Consider the following 14,317-nt stretch of genomic DNA (forward strand, 5'->3'; position numbering starts at 1 on the left):
CATCGGTCCGCCGACTGCCGAACCAGATAACCGACGGTGCACCACACCCCACCCCCAGCCGTCGCACGATCCCAGGTCGACAATTGCCCTGTGGATGACACCGCGCCCTGTGGAGAACCAATCGATCTCCATCAATCAACAGCCAGGAATTGTCAGACCCCTGTGCTGACAAACCCACCCACGCACAACAATGCCCCCACCGCATCGGCAGGGGCATCGACGAGGAAGATTCGGGAGATCAGTGCGCGGCCTCGTAGGCCGTCTGCACATCCTGACTGATACGACCACGAGCACTGACGTCGTGACCGTTCTCCCGCGCCCACGTACGAATATCCTGCAAATCGGCCTTCCCCCGAGCCTGGCCGGATACAGACTTGCGCGCCTTTCGGCCAGACACCTTTTCGGCGTGCTCGATCCAGAACGCGAGTTGCTCGTGCAATTCGTTTGCATGCTTCAGGTTCAGGTCGATCCGATACTGATTACCTCCGATACCGAATTCGATGGTCTCCCCCTGCCCCTCTTTGATGACGGAACCGTCGACGTCATCGATCATCTGGACGAGAGTCTTGCGCGCCATGTCCGAACCTCTAACAGTGAAGGGAAATATCTATGATTAAGTTGTTTCTACCACCAGAAACGGGCCCAACACAAAAGAATCAACAAATCCACAGCCAAGTTTCAGGAAATAACAAAAACATACCGCGACAGCGAATAGAAGTTCGAATTACCAAAATTACTGTGGCTCCGAGTATTTCACCGAGCAACTAACAGGCAACAGATCACTGTTGCAGAATCGCCCACACAACTTGTCCGACCACCAGGCACACCGCCGCGGCGCCGATCAGCTGAGCACACATGACGAGGTTTCGACGCGATCGACGTCTGCCGACGGCGTACAGGGCCACAGAAATCAACAGCAACCACAGGGTGAATGACATCGAGACAAGCTATTCGGGTAGGCGAAGGTCGGGTTTTTCAAGTTCTTCGATGTTGACGTCCTTGAACGTGATCACTCGCACGTGCTTGACGAACCGTGCGGGGCGATACATGTCCCACACCCACGCGTCGGACATGCGCAGCTCGAAATAGATCTCACCGTCCGCGTTGTGTGGAATGAGTTCCACAGAATTTGCCAGGTAGAACCGTCGTTCGGTTTCGACGACGTAGTTGAATTGACCGACGATATCCCGGTACTCCCGGTACAGCGAAAGTTCCATCTCGGTTTCGTACTTTTCGAGATCTTCGGCACTCATCGGTTGTTACTCATCCTCTTCTTCGCTGACATGAACGGCAATCATTGCGCACTGCGATCCTCGCAGTCCATTCTTCCGAGAACCGATGCCACAGCATCGGTTCTTCCGGCAGCCGCTGCCGACACATTGGCATACGACATGCGGTGCTCGGCGCACGGTCCCAATCGAAGCATCGCAGCGGCATGAATTTTGGTGCTGTACCCCTTGTGCACGGCGAAACCGTAGCCAGGAAAAAGGCCGTCCATCTCCACCATCACTCGATCCCTCGATACCTTCGCAAGCACGCTCGCAGCGGCAATACACGCAGCCGTCGCGTCTCCTCCGATCACCGGAAGGGATGGAGCAGGTAATCCAGGAACCCTGAATCCGTCGGTCAGCACGTATCCCGGAGTCGCGCCAAGGCCGGCCACGGCACGCCGCATGCCTTCGATATTGGCCACATGCACGCCGATACGGTCGATCTCTTCGGCCTCGATGAACACCACGCTCCAGGCGAGAGCCAGCTTCTGAATCTTGGGAAACAACTCCTCGCGCCGACGTTCGGTGAGCTTCTTGGAGTCGTCGAGGTCCGCCAACGATGCATAAGGCTTCGGCCCGAGTATGCATGCTGCCACGGTCAACGGACCCGCGCACGCGCCTCGGCCCGCTTCGTCGACACCGGCAACGGGTCCGAGTCCATTCCGGTCGAGAGCCGACTCCATCGTCCGCAGACCGGAGGATCTGCGAATCACGGGACGCGGTGGCCACGGTGGACGCCCGCGTGAACGGCTTGTACTGACCATCGGAACTACGCAGCTCTTCGATTCTGTTGCACGCTACTGACCCTGAATGTTCGGTGAATCGATCGATCCCCAACGAGACGGCGGCAATGCGATCAAAAAGGCCTTCCCGATGACGTTGTCCACCGGGACCGTACCCATCAACTCGTCGGAGACGTGAAAACGCGAATCCGCAGAATTACTCCGGTTGTCGCCCATCACCCAAATATTTCCCTCGGGCACGGTTACCGGCGAGAAGCATCGTCCCGATTTCAGTTCGGTGTCGCATGTCAGAGTCCCCGGCGTGAAGGGAAAGTCCATTGTGATGTAGGTCTCGTCGAGCGGCTTGCCATCGACCAGCACACGTCCTTGATCGTCGCAGCATTCGACCGTCTGACCGCCTGTCGCGATAACGCGCTTGACCAGATCGTTCTCGTCCGGAGCCACTACTCCGATCAACGACCCGATCTCCTGTGCTCCTCGCGCGATGGTGTTCGAGGATCGCGTCGAGACGAACTCGCTGTTCCATGAATCGGGACCACGGAACACCACTACGTCTCCTGGCTCCGGTTCACCGAACCGATAACCGATTTTCTCGACGACGATGCGGTCGCCGGTGCACCCCGCACAACCGTGCAAGGTCGGCTCCATCGACTCCGATGGGATCAGGTAGACGCGTGCAACAAAGGTTTGCAGCAGAAAGCTCAGAAGCAACGCGACGATGATCAGAATAGGCAGCTCACGCCAAAAAGAACGCTGCTTCTTCTCGCGTGGTTTTCGCTTCGGATCGTCTCCGTTCGGGTCGGACCGATCGGAAGGATCCTGCGGGGAATCTGACACCGCACCAGATTAGCCGCACATACGCTGTGCCATGGACAGTGCACCACATCGACGCGCAGGAATCATCGGACCCACATACGAAGACAGCGCCGCACTGCCCAAATCGGACGATGCGGCGCTGTCGAAATACTTGGGGACGCTACATTCAGCGCTTTTCTTTGATCTTGGCCTTCTTGCCACGCAGATCGCGGAGGTAGTAGAGCTTCGCGCGACGAACGTCACCACGGGTGAGTACGTCGATTTCTGCAATGTTCGGGCTGTGAACCGGGAAGGTGCGCTCGACACCGACGCCGAATGAGACCTTACGAACGGTGAACGTCTCGCGGACGCCACCACCCTGGCGACGAATCACGACGCCCTTGAAGATCTGTACGCGCTCCTTCGAGCCTTCGATAACCTTGACGTGCACGTTGAGCGTGTCGCCGGGGCGGAAATCAGGAATGTCGCTACGGAGCGACTGCTTGTCCAAGAAGTCGAGAGTGTTCATCGGTGGGGCCATCCTTGCGTTCTTCGCACGAGTAGAGGAACCGAGCGGTGCCGTGGTTGCGTCGAACTGGTGAAACTGGTTCAACGCACACATGAAACTCGGCTGGTTCGTACTCCGATTAGGTCTGTGCCTGGTACAGGCAACCCGCCTATTGTGCCAGATCAACGACCCAGTTGTGAAATCACCGCTGAGCGGTAGCTCTAGTCTGCTGAGCGATAGGTCTAGTCCGCTGAGATGGGCGCCGCTGCAGGCTGCACAATTCGGTCGAGGACGTCCTCGGTTGCCGACATGGCGTGGTCGACGCTCGGCTTCCCTGCGATCAGATCCTGGAGATAGATCTTGGCCCTGACCGCCGGGCGCCTCACGTTTCGCTCCCGCCGCAACGCACGCTCCATCTTCTTCGGATGTGAGGTGTATCGCCAGCGTGCCCAGGGCGAGCCAGGTCGGGACAGACGCAGCGAACCGATCAGAAGAATCGGCGCGAAGAACAATCCGATCAGCCCGGTCCAAATCTTCCCCTTGGCCAACACGACGGCACATACAGCCAGGTGCAGAAGCGCAACTACCACGAAGCCGACTCGGACCCACGTATCGGGTGCGTGCCTTATGTCTGTCACGTTCAGCATTTCGAGCGGATGAAAACCAAGCAGTAGGAGTCCGGTCGCCGCGACGGCAGCGAAGACCGCGTCCACCGACGCTCGGCCCTGCTCGGCCCAGTAGACGTCCTTCAAATAGAAAATCAGGGCGAATTCGTCGAGAACGAGTGCAGAACCGATCCCGAACAGTGCCGCCAGTGCCGCGCCGGTATCGCGTGAGCCGTCCTCGTACACCGCGATCAGCGAAATTCCCGACACGACCATGAGGACGATTCCGAACACCACATGGTGAATGTGCCGGCCGCCCGGTGTGACGTTGCCCGGCCACCATTTCACCTGAGCACGAATCATTCTCACGCTCAATCGGATCAGAACGAAACCGCCGAGGAAGCCGAGCAGGAAGCACAGCAAGGGCAGGTGACCGTGTTCGATGATCTCGTGGTTCAACCACCTCACGCCGGTAACCCTTCTCGAGAACTGCGCTGGTCCGACTCATCCTGGCCGAACCAGCGCGACGTTACTTGCCGAATCCGGCTTTCCGCAGCGCGTCGGCCATCGAACCACCTGCAGGCGTACCCGCCTGGCGTCCTCCGCCTTGATTGTCGCGGCTCTGACCACCTTGGCCGCGACCCTTGCCCTGCTGACCACCCTGACCCTGCTGACCGCTCTGGGCCTGCTGACCGCCCTGGCCCTGCTGACGTCGATCCGATCCCCCGCGGGGCCCGCCACCGGACACGCTGCGTGGTTTCTCCTTGGCCGTGTCGCCTGGCTCGTCATCGAGTCGCAGGCTCAATCCGATGCGCTGGCGTGGAATGTCGACCTCCATCACCTTCACCCTCACGACGTCACCCGACTTCACCACCTCGCGCGGATCTTTGACGAAGTTGTGCGACATCGCGGAGACGTGCACCAGGCCGTCCTGATGCACGCCGACGTCGACGAACGCACCGAAGGCAGCGACATTGGTGACCACGCCTTCGAGCGTCATACCCGGTTTCAGGTGGGCGACCTTCTCGATGCCGACAGCGAAGGTGGCCGTCTTGAACTCCGGGCGTGGATCTCGGCCAGGCTTCTCGAGTTCCGCAATGATGTCGGTGACCGTTGGGATACCGAATCGTTCGTCGGCGAACTTCTGCGGTTGCAGAGCACGGAGCAGCGAAGTGTTTCCGATGACCTCACGCACACCGACGGCAGCGGAATCGGCGATCCGGCGAACTACCGGATACGCCTCGGGGTGCACGCTGGATCGGTCGAGAGGATCGTCGCCGTCGACGATCCGGAGGAAGCCTGCACACTGTTCGAAAGCCTTGGGCCCCAACCTCGCGACGTCCTTGAGCTTCGACCGGCTGACGAACGGCCCGTGCTGATCCCGGTGCGCGACGATACTTTCGGCAAGGGATCCCGCGACGCCGGAGACTCTCGACAGCAAGGGCACCGACGCGGTGTTGACGTCCACTCCGACAGCGTTGACGGCATCTTCGACCACTGCCGCCAGCGACCTCGCGAGCAGCGACTCGGACACATCGTGCTGGTACTGCCCAACGCCGATCGACTTCGGATCGATCTTCACCAGTTCGGCAAGCGGATCCTGCAGTCGACGGGCGATCGAGACCGCGCCGCGGATGGACACGTCGAGATCGGGCAGCTCACTCGATGCGTACGCCGATGCCGAGTACACCGATGCCCCCGCCTCCGACACGACGATCTTGGTGAGGCCTGCTGCTGGATATTTGGCGATCAGTTCAGCGGCGAGTGCGTCGGTCTCGCGCGACGCGGTTCCGTTGCCGATCGCGACCAGCTGGACCGAATGCTTGGCGGCTAGACCAGCCAGGGTCGCCAGCGCCTGATCCCACTTGCCCTGTGGCATGTGCGGGTAGATCGTGTCGTAGTCGACGACTTTGCCGGTCGAATCGACGACGGCCACCTTGGTGCCGGTTCGAAAACCAGGATCGAGGCCCATCGTGGTGCGGTTGCCTGCAGGAGCCGCCAACAGCAAGTCCTTGAGGTTCGACGCGAAAATGTCGACGGCGTCCTTCTCCGCGGACTGTCGCAGGCGCATCCGGACGTCGATCGCCAGCGTCACGAGAAGCTTGGTTCGCCACGCCCACCGCACGGTGTCGAGCAGCCAACGGTCCGCCGGGCGACCTCGATCCGCGATGTCGAATTTGGTGGCGATACGTCCCTCGTAGACCGTGGGAACTCCACGCGGGGTCTCTTCCTGCTCGGGTTCGAGCCCGAGGGAGAGCACGTCCTCCTTCTCACCGCGAAGTGTCGCCAGAATTCGATGCGACGGCAGCGAGGTGAAGGACTCTGAGAATTCGAAGTAGTCCGCGAACTTGGAACCCTCTTCTTCTTTGCCTTTTCGCACCGTGGAAGTCAACTTGCCACGCGTCCACATCAGTTCCCGAAGCTCGCCGACCAGGTCCGCATCCTCGGCGAACTTTTCGACGAGGATTGCGCGAGCGCCGTCGAGCTGTTCGGTGTCGTACTTCGCAGGGTCGGTCGAGGGATCGGAGAACAACGCGTCGGCGACGGGCTCGTGTCCGGCCTCGCGGGCGATCTGCGCTTTGGTACGACGCTTGGGCTTGAAGGGCAGGTAGATGTCCTCGACGCGGGCCTTCGTCTCGGCGAGCATCAGCGACTGCTCCAGCGGCTCGTCGAGTTTGCCCTGGGATCTAATCGATTCGATGACCGCTTCACGTCGTTCGTCCAGCTCGCGAAGGTAGCGCAGCCGCTCTTCGAGCTGACGCAGCTGCGCGTCGTCGAGCATCCCGGTGACCTCCTTGCGGTACCGGGCGATGAACGGCACGGTGGAACCGCCGTCGAGTAACTCCACGGCGGCACGAACCTGGTCCTCACGAACATCGAGTTCCTCGGCTATGCGCTTGTTCACAGATTTCAGAGCAGTCGTCACGGCGCACGACCCTACAGCTAGTCTGAGACAAGTAGTTCGACGGACCAAGTGTGGGAGTGCTTCGAAATTGTCCAGGCCGATGCAAGTCCTGGCTCTATCGTGCGCGACTCTCGTCGCAGCAGTAGCCGTTCTTTTCTCCGGGTGCAGCATCCCCGAGGAGTCGGAAGCCGCCGAATCGATCTCGACGTCCGAATCACCATTTCCCGACACGGTCTCCGTCCAGGAACTCAACCTGGAAATGCGTGTGCCGGAAGCAATTCAGTCGGCAGCCGAACGCGGAGCCGACGTCGATTTCACCTTGCTCGACCGCGAGACCGGCGCGTTCTACTCCAACGGCGACACCCAGCAGGTCGAGACCGCTTCGGTGTCCAAACTCTTCATAGCCGACGAGGTTTTCCACGGCGCCGACGTCGCACAGGTTCCGGTGTCCGCCGACGATATGGCGTCCTTGACCACCATGCTCGAATCCTCGGACGACTTCGCCGCAAACTACCTGTGGGACGAGTACGGCGGCAACGACATCGTGATCGCGGTCGCTCAGCGCTACAATCTCACCGGCACCGGTGCGCCGTGGGACGGCCAATGGTGGAACACCACCACGACTACGGGCGACATCGTCGCGTACTACACGAGAATGCTCGACGGAACCGGCGGTCTGTCCGCCTCATCGACGTCGGCGATGATCGGGCTCCTTCGTGAATCGAAGCCGGTCGCGACAGACGGCTACCACCAGCACTTCGGTGTCGTCGACGGCCTTCCGGGCGAACCGGTCCGGGCTGTGAAGCAAGGGTGGATGTGCTGCATCGCGGATCGGTGGATTCATTGGTCGACGGGGACAACCGGAGTGAACAATCGCTATGTCCTGGCGCTGGTGTCCCGCGAGGAGATTTACTACGAGGACGACATGGAGCACTATCCCGATACGGCTGTCGTCGATGTGACCGACGACAGCAGTGCTCAGCATGCCAGGGACACTCTCACCGGTTTCGTGAGCATGCTCTTTCCCGATGGTCGGATCGAGTAGTTCCACACCGCTAGTGGTCCAACAGGACTAGTCGTCGAGCAGATCGGGTCGACGATCGGCCGTACGACGACGAGACTGATCGAGACGCCATGCAGCGATCTTGGCGTGATCTCCGGAGAGCAGAATGTCCGGTACGACCCGGCCGCGCCAGCTCACCGGCCTGGTGTAGCTCGGGCCTTCGAGCAATCCGTCGGAGAACGAATCTTCTTGATGCGACTGCTGATTGCCCAGCACACCGGGCAGCAGGCGAACGACCGCCTCGCTCATCACGAGGACAGCGGCTTCGCCCCCGATGAGCACGTAGTCGCCGATGCTGACCTCTTCGACGCGAACCCGGGTGGAGGCATCGTCGAACACCCGTTGATCGATGCCCTCGTATCGTCCGCACGCGAACACGAGATGCCGCTCCTGCGACCATCTTTCGGCTGTGCGCTGAGTGAAGGGGACACCGGCGGGAGTGGGCACCACCAGTAGCGAGTCCTCGGTGAGCACGTCGTCGAGTGCATCGCCCCAGACGGTGGGCTTCATCACCATCCCCGGCCCGCCGCCGTAGGGCGAATCGTCGACGGCCTTGTGGACATCGTGCGTCCATGCGCGCAGATCATGCACACCGACGGACACCAGCCCCTTGTCGATGGCTTTGCCCAACAGAGCAGTTCGAAGCGGCGCAAGGTACTCGGGGAAAATCGTGATCACGTCGAGTTTCACGGCGGTCATTCCGGGTCCAGCAGGCCCTCGGGAGGATCGATCTCGATGACCTTGTCGGCCAACGACACCGACGTTACGATCGCCGCCACGAACGGAACGAGAAGTTCCGCGCGCGATCCGTCGGCGGGGCGGATGGACAGCAACTCCCCCGCTGCCGAGTGGAGAACTTCACGCACGGTTCCGACGATCTCGCCGTCGACCAGTCGAACCGACAGGCCTTCGAGTTCGTGGTCGTAAAATTCGTCAGGATCGTCCGACGGAGGTAGATCGTTCGACTCGACGAAGAACAACGTGCCCCGCAGCGCATCCGAAGAGGTGCGGTCGTTCACGCCGGTCAAGCGCAGCAGAAGCCGCCCGGAGTGTTCCCGGGCGGCTTCGACCGTGTAAGGAAGCGTGTCGGTTTGGGTACGCGGCTTGCGACCGTGAAGGACCACACCAACGGCGAAGCGGTCGTCGGGTTCGTCGGTGCGAACCTCGACGACGACCTCACCTTTGACGCCGTGCGACTTTGCGACACGACCGATCACGAGCTCCATATTTGCTGTCCCACGTACTTCTACTGGTCGGTATCGACGACGTCGACGCGGATACCGCGTCCACCGATACCCGACACGACAGTACGAAGAGCAGTTGCCGTTCGACCTCCGCGACCGATCACTTTGCCAAGGTCTTCGGGATGCACGTGCACCTCGACAGTGCGGCCCTTTCGGCCGGTGATCAGTTCGACGCGAACGTCGTCAGGATTGGCGACGATGCCGCGAACGAGGTGTTCCACAGCGTCGGCGACAACGGCACTCACTTCTCAGCAGCCTCGGCGGCCGGCGCCTCTGCCGTTTCGGTGGCAGCAGCAGCGTCATCGGTCTTGGCAGCGTCGTCAGCCTTGGGAGCGTCGTCAGCCTTGGGAGCGTCGTCGGTCTTGGCAGCCTTCTTCTTCTTGGCCGTGGTGGCGTCACCGAGCGGCTCGGCGTCGGCCTGAGCCAGCGCAGCGTTGAACAGGTCCAGCTTGGACGTCTTGGGCTCGGCGAGGCGGAGGGTGCCCTCGGTGCCCGGAAGGCCCTTGTACTTCTGCCAGTCACCGGTGATCTTCAGCAGAGCTTCGACAGGCTCGGTCGGCTGTGCGCCGACGTTCAGCCAGTACTGGGCACGCTCGGAATCGATGTCGATGATCGACGGATCCTGCTTGGGCTCGTACTTGCCGATGGTCTCGATCGCACGGCCGTTACGGCGGGTGCGTGAGTCCGCGATGACGACGCGGTAGTGCGGGGTGCGAATCTTACCGATACGCATGAGTTTGATCTTGACAGCCATGAAAAATAGACCCTTTCGAAGTGGTCACGTCGCAATTCTGCGGTGCGCATGGACCGCGCACCCGGTTTTGCGTTGATGAGGTGTTGTGACCGCCGTTCGGTACGTAACCGGTGGACGGGCGAACAGCAGCCTATTGTGCCAGACGATGCGCACGAGCAGTTAATCGCCTGTACACCGGCCGGTCCATTCTCGTAGAGATTTTACGGCGCAAGCAGGATCGCGAGGGCCGGAAGTGTGTTGTCGACCGAATGGGCTATCGCCGACGCTGCGACGGACCCACTGCGCATCCGCGCAACTCTTACTGCGAGACCACCACAGAGCAGGACCATCGATCGCCGCCCCTTCCAATGCCACAGCGCGAACAGCGCAGCGGACACGACCAACACCACCCAGCGGTTAGCACCACCAGGGCAAGGGCGAGTCCATCGGCGAGCGCGGCAGCGCCCCACGCAAAACCCGATCGCAGTTGGCAACCGAACTCCGACTATGACGTCGGCAATCCGAAGTCCGTCACCGGTCCGTTGCCTCGGTACCCGCTGATCGCGAACGCAACCGCCGCCGCATGGTGTGCCGCATTCATCGGCGCGATTGCGGACCAGCTGGACGGCTATTCGTCTGGCTGGTCCGGATTCGGCAAACGTCACCGCAAACCTGTGACCGGGACGCCTCGGAGGATAATGATGTCGGGCGCGGACAGAATATCCGGTCCGGTTCTCGGATCGACGGAATAGACCAATAGATCCGCGGGAGCGCCGTGCTCGAGCCCGGGCCATCCGAGCCAGGATCTCGCCGTCCAACTGGCCGCAGCGAGAGCCTCTGTAGGCGGCATCCCCACACCCACGAGCGCATGTACCTCGTCGGCAATGCGGCCGTGTCGAATCGATCCGCCCGCATCGGTTCCGGCGAAGATCGGCACGCCTGCATCGTGTGCTCGCCCGACTGTTTCGGCAACTCTGCTGTGCAAATCCCGCATATGTCGTGCATACACCGGATATTTGGTCGCCGATGCGGCGATATCAGGAAATGTCTCGATGTTGATCAGCGTCGGAACCAGTGCAGTTCCATGCGTCACCATCATGTCGATGGTCTCATCGGTCAGGCCGGTGCCATGCTCGATGCAGTCGATTCCTGCGCTGATCAGGTCAGGCAAAGCGTCTTCTCCGAAGACATGAGCCGTTACCCGCGCGCCTTCGTCGTGAGCCGCGGCGATCGCCTTCTTCAGAATGTTCTCGTCCCACAGCGGCCGAAGATCACCGACACTTCGGTCGATCCAATCCCCGACCAGTTTGACCCAGCCGTCACCGAAGCGCGCTTGTTGTCGGACAGCATCCGGCAACTGCGACTCGTCCTCGATATCCATCGCAAGCCCCGGGATATACCGCTTCGGCGACGCAATGTGGCGTCCGGCGCGGATGATGCGCGGTAGATCCTCGTGGTCGTCGAGTTCGCGGGTGTCCACCGGGGAGCCCGCGTCGCGGAGCAGCAGCGCACCGACGTCTCGTTCCGCTTCGGCCTGTTCGATCGAGCCGGGCAGATCCTCGTGCCCACCGCCGAATTTGATGCCGACGTGGCAGTGCGCGTCGACCAACCCGGGCAGGAGCCACCCGTCCTCGCACAAGGACAGCGCATCGGCGATGGGCTCGAGCGAAATGTGCCCGTCCCGAATCCACAGTTCGACGTATGCCTCATTCGGCAGCGATCGACCACGAATGCGATACGCAGCCACGCCGAACTACTTCTTGGGCAGTTTCAGCTGGGACAGATCGATACCTTCGAGGCCAGGGGGAACCTGGTCGAGTCCCTTCGGCATGCCGGACAGGTCGGGCATGCCTGCAGGCATACCTCCCGGCATTCCGGGGAAACCTCCACGGATCTTGGGCTGAGTTGGGCCGCGGGCGCCCTTCTTCCCCTTCTTTCCCTTCTTGCTTCGTACCTGCTTGCGCGCACCGGGCATGCCCATCCGACCTGCCATGGCGGACATCATCTTCCGGGCCTCGAAGAAGCGGTCGACGAGTTGATTGACATCCGAGACCTTGACGCCCGAACCGTTGGCGATGCGCAGACGGCGGGAAGCGTTGATGATCTTCGGATCGGTTCGCTCCTGCGCCGTCATTCCGCGGATGATGGCCTGGACCCGGTCGAGTTGCTTCTCGTCGATGTTGGCCAGTTCCTTCATCTGACCGGCACCGGGAAGCATCCCCAGGAGATTGCCGATCGGCCCCATCTTTCGTACGGCCATCATCTGCTCGAGGAAGTCGTCGAGAGTGAGTTGGCCGGAACCGATCTTGTTCGCGGTGGCCTCGGCCTGCTCGGCGTCGAAGTGCTGCTCGGCCTGCTCGATAAGGCTGAGCACGTCTCCCATACCGAGAATGCGGCTCGCCATGCGGTCGGGGTGGAAGACGTCGAAGTCCTCGAGCTTCTCACCCGTCGAAGCGAACATGATCGGCGCGCCGGTCACTTCGCGAACGCTGAGAGCCGCGCCACCGCGGGCGTCGCCGTCCAGTTTGGTCAGGACCACACCGGTGAAACCGACTCCGTCCCGGAAAGCCAGGGCCGTACTCACCGCGTCCTGGCCGACCATGGCATCGAGGACGAAGAGAGTTTCGTCGGGCTCCACGGCATCACGAATGCCTGCGGCCTGATTCATCAGTTCGGTGTCGATACCGAGGCGGCCTGCAGTATCGACGATCACGATGTCGTATTGCTTGCTACGCGCTTCGGCGACTCCGGCACGCGCAACCTCGACCGGGTCAGCAGCGGACATGCCGAGTTCGTTGTCGCCGCCGCCGATGGACGTTCCGGGATGCGGGGCGAAAACCGTTGCACCGGCACGCTCTCCGACGATCTGAAGCTGGCTGACTGCACCAGGACGTTGCAGGTCGCAGGCAACGAGCAGTGGAGTATGACCCTGGTCCTTGAGCCACTTCGCGAGCTTTCCGGCAAGTGTCGTCTTACCGGAACCTTGCAGACCCGCCAACATGACAACGGTCGGCGGGGTCTTCGCGAACGTCAGGCGTCTCGTTTCACCGCCGAGAATCCCAACCAGTTCCTCGTTGACGATCTTGACAACCTGCTGGGCCGGATTGAGAGCACCGGAGACCTCCGCACCCTTCGCGCGCGTCTTGATGCGAGTGACGAATTCTCGCACCACCGGCAGTGCCACATCCGCTTCGAGCAACGCAAGCCGGATGTCGCGCGCGGTGGCATCGATATCGGCACCGGATAGTCGGCCCTTGCCACGCAGGTCCTTGAGGGTCCCGGTCAACCTGTCGGAAAGGGATTCGAACACCGATTGCACTCCTGAGTTGGGCATGTTGGTCGAGCAGAACGTGGCTCCAGACTAGCGCCCGATCCTGCCGCACGTCGTCAGCGAGTACCCCGAGGGGCCGGCCAACACCTCAGCTCACGCGTCGACCGCCGCGTTGTTCCAGGTGACGGACACTCCGCGCGTGGACAGCCATTCGGCGGGATCGACTTTGACTCCGGACGGGTCGTGCACCTCGAAATGCAGATGGGGCCCGGTAGATTCACCGCGATTGCCCACCGTTGCGATCTGCTGCCCCGCAGAAACCTGCTGCCCTTCTGCCACCGAGAAGGTATCGACGTGACCATAGATGGTTTCGGTGCCATCGGCGTGCTTGACCTTGACCCACAGCCCGAACCCCGATGCGGGTCCGGCTGCGGTGACCACACCCTCCGCGGCGGCGAGAATCGGAGTTCCCGTCGGCGCAGCTATGTCGATACCACCGTGGTGCGCACCCCAACGCGACCCGAAGTTGGAGGTGAGGACCCCTGACACCGGCTGAACAGCCTTGTTCTTGATCGGCTGCAGGCCCTGGATGAGGTCCTGTGCAGCCTTTCCTACGTCGGGAAGCCCGAGGGTTTCCAGATCGGATGTATCGGGAATCTCCACGCCCGGCGGCAGTTGGAAGTTTTCCGGCAATGCGATTCCGGCGGGAAGTCCGAGTCCGGCTGGAAGCTGCAACCCACCGGGAAGAAGATTCTGCGGGAGCTCGAACGGCAGCCCTGCCGCCGGTGCCGCAGGAAGTGGTGCAGGCGCGGCCGCCGCGGTGCCGGTGCCGATCTGCGCAGCACCTGCCACGATTGCTCCGGTTGCCGCCACGATGGTCGCGGTCTTCAGTCCGGAGTCCTTGATGTCGTCCTTCGCCCGGTGGCGCCCACGAGGGGTTGGCGATTGTGTTGCGGTCGGAACATAGATGCTCGACCGCCGGTGGGCTCCCACAGTTAATACCTCATCAGTCGTCGGCGAGGCACCCGATACGGCCGCACGATCACGTCGTTCGGAGAGCCGTTGCTTTCTCGTTCACAAGTCTGTTCCCGCGGCGAGAAACGTAACAAAACGATCTCGCTCGAAAGCACCGTAACCGAATCTTTATGAAATTTCACAACTCGAGTTCGGGAATGTTGC

General features: G+C 61.5%; 17 protein-coding genes. 1 reads left to right on the forward strand and 16 read right to left on the reverse strand.

Features of this window, described 5'->3' with window-relative positions; translation table 11 throughout:
- Positions 1–238 precede the first annotated feature (238 nt).
- The 8 genes from QMK17_RS01055 to QMK17_RS01090 form a co-directional block, all read right to left on the reverse strand.
- Positions 239–577 (reverse strand): histone-like nucleoid-structuring protein Lsr2, encoded by a 339-nt coding sequence (locus tag QMK17_RS01055; protein ID WP_283506487.1) that lies wholly within the window; start codon positions 575–577, stop codon positions 239–241.
- Positions 578–779: 202 nt separating this feature from the next.
- Positions 780–938: a hypothetical protein gene (locus QMK17_RS01060; RefSeq protein WP_283506488.1), complete on the reverse strand. Its 159-nt coding sequence runs from the start codon at positions 936–938 to the stop codon at positions 780–782.
- 9 nt (positions 939–947) lie between these two features.
- Positions 948–1,253: a DUF2469 domain-containing protein gene (locus QMK17_RS01065; protein WP_019664254.1), complete on the reverse strand. Its 306-nt coding sequence runs from the start codon at positions 1,251–1,253 to the stop codon at positions 948–950.
- Between the two features lie 41 nt (positions 1,254–1,294).
- Positions 1,295–2,035 carry a ribonuclease HII gene (locus QMK17_RS01070; protein WP_283506489.1) on the reverse strand — a complete coding sequence of 247 codons (741 nt, stop codon included), beginning with the start codon at positions 2,033–2,035 and terminating at the stop codon, positions 1,295–1,297.
- Between the two features lie 33 nt (positions 2,036–2,068).
- Entirely contained in the window at positions 2,069–2,851 is a 783-nt protein-coding gene (gene lepB / locus QMK17_RS01075; protein ID WP_283506490.1) for a signal peptidase I, read from the reverse strand.
- Positions 2,852–2,996: 145 nt separating this feature from the next.
- Positions 2,997–3,338: a 50S ribosomal protein L19 gene (gene rplS / locus QMK17_RS01080; RefSeq protein WP_115960939.1), complete on the reverse strand. Its 342-nt coding sequence runs from the start codon at positions 3,336–3,338 to the stop codon at positions 2,997–2,999.
- A gap of 221 nt (positions 3,339–3,559) precedes the next feature.
- The gene (locus QMK17_RS01085; RefSeq protein ID WP_442972667.1) at positions 3,560–4,390 is read right to left on the reverse strand and encodes a hypothetical protein; all 831 of its coding nucleotides are present in this window, start codon (positions 4,388–4,390) and stop codon (positions 3,560–3,562) included.
- A 61-nt stretch (positions 4,391–4,451) separates the two neighbouring features.
- Positions 4,452–6,848: a Tex family protein gene (locus QMK17_RS01090; RefSeq protein WP_283506491.1), complete on the reverse strand. Its 2,397-nt coding sequence runs from the start codon at positions 6,846–6,848 to the stop codon at positions 4,452–4,454.
- Positions 6,849–6,927: 79 nt separating this feature from the next.
- Between QMK17_RS01090 and QMK17_RS01095 the strand changes: the two genes are divergently transcribed.
- Positions 6,928–7,872, forward strand: coding sequence for a hypothetical protein (locus QMK17_RS01095; protein ID WP_283506492.1), 945 nt, complete (start codon positions 6,928–6,930; stop codon positions 7,870–7,872).
- Positions 7,873–7,899: 27 nt separating this feature from the next.
- Here QMK17_RS01095 and trmD read toward each other — a convergent pair whose 3' ends face one another.
- From trmD to QMK17_RS01135, 8 genes are all read right to left on the reverse strand, one after another.
- A complete protein-coding gene (gene trmD / locus QMK17_RS01100; protein WP_283506670.1) occupies positions 7,900–8,580 on the reverse strand; it encodes a tRNA (guanosine(37)-N1)-methyltransferase TrmD in 681 nt (226 codons plus the stop codon).
- A 5-nt stretch (positions 8,581–8,585) separates the two neighbouring features.
- A complete protein-coding gene (rimM, locus tag QMK17_RS01105; protein ID WP_283506493.1) occupies positions 8,586–9,116 on the reverse strand; it encodes a ribosome maturation factor RimM in 531 nt (176 codons plus the stop codon).
- A 20-nt stretch (positions 9,117–9,136) separates the two neighbouring features.
- Positions 9,137–9,379: an RNA-binding protein gene (locus tag QMK17_RS01110; protein ID WP_283506494.1), complete on the reverse strand. Its 243-nt coding sequence runs from the start codon at positions 9,377–9,379 to the stop codon at positions 9,137–9,139.
- Positions 9,376–9,888, reverse strand: coding sequence for a 30S ribosomal protein S16 (gene rpsP, locus QMK17_RS01115; protein ID WP_283506495.1), 513 nt, complete (start codon positions 9,886–9,888; stop codon positions 9,376–9,378). Before rpsP ends, QMK17_RS01110 begins: the two co-directional genes overlap by 4 nt.
- 200 nt (positions 9,889–10,088) lie before the next feature.
- The gene (locus QMK17_RS01120; RefSeq protein WP_283506496.1) at positions 10,089–10,532 is read right to left on the reverse strand and encodes a CPBP family intramembrane glutamic endopeptidase; all 444 of its coding nucleotides are present in this window, start codon (positions 10,530–10,532) and stop codon (positions 10,089–10,091) included.
- Positions 10,529–11,614 (reverse strand): amidohydrolase family protein, encoded by a 1,086-nt coding sequence (locus QMK17_RS01125; RefSeq protein ID WP_283506497.1) that lies wholly within the window; start codon positions 11,612–11,614, stop codon positions 10,529–10,531. The genes QMK17_RS01120 and QMK17_RS01125 overlap by 4 nt, the downstream gene beginning before the upstream one ends.
- 6 nt (positions 11,615–11,620) lie before the next feature.
- Positions 11,621–13,177 carry a signal recognition particle protein gene (ffh, locus tag QMK17_RS01130; protein WP_283506498.1) on the reverse strand — a complete coding sequence of 519 codons (1,557 nt, stop codon included), beginning with the start codon at positions 13,175–13,177 and terminating at the stop codon, positions 11,621–11,623.
- 114 nt (positions 13,178–13,291) lie between these two features.
- Entirely contained in the window at positions 13,292–14,131 is an 840-nt protein-coding gene (locus QMK17_RS01135; protein WP_283506499.1) for a M23 family metallopeptidase, read from the reverse strand.
- Between the last annotated feature and the right edge of the window lie 186 nt (positions 14,132–14,317).

Source organism: Rhodococcus sp. G-MC3, from assembly GCF_030063335.1.
Classification (GTDB): Bacteria; Actinomycetota; Actinomycetes; order Mycobacteriales; family Mycobacteriaceae; genus Rhodococcoides.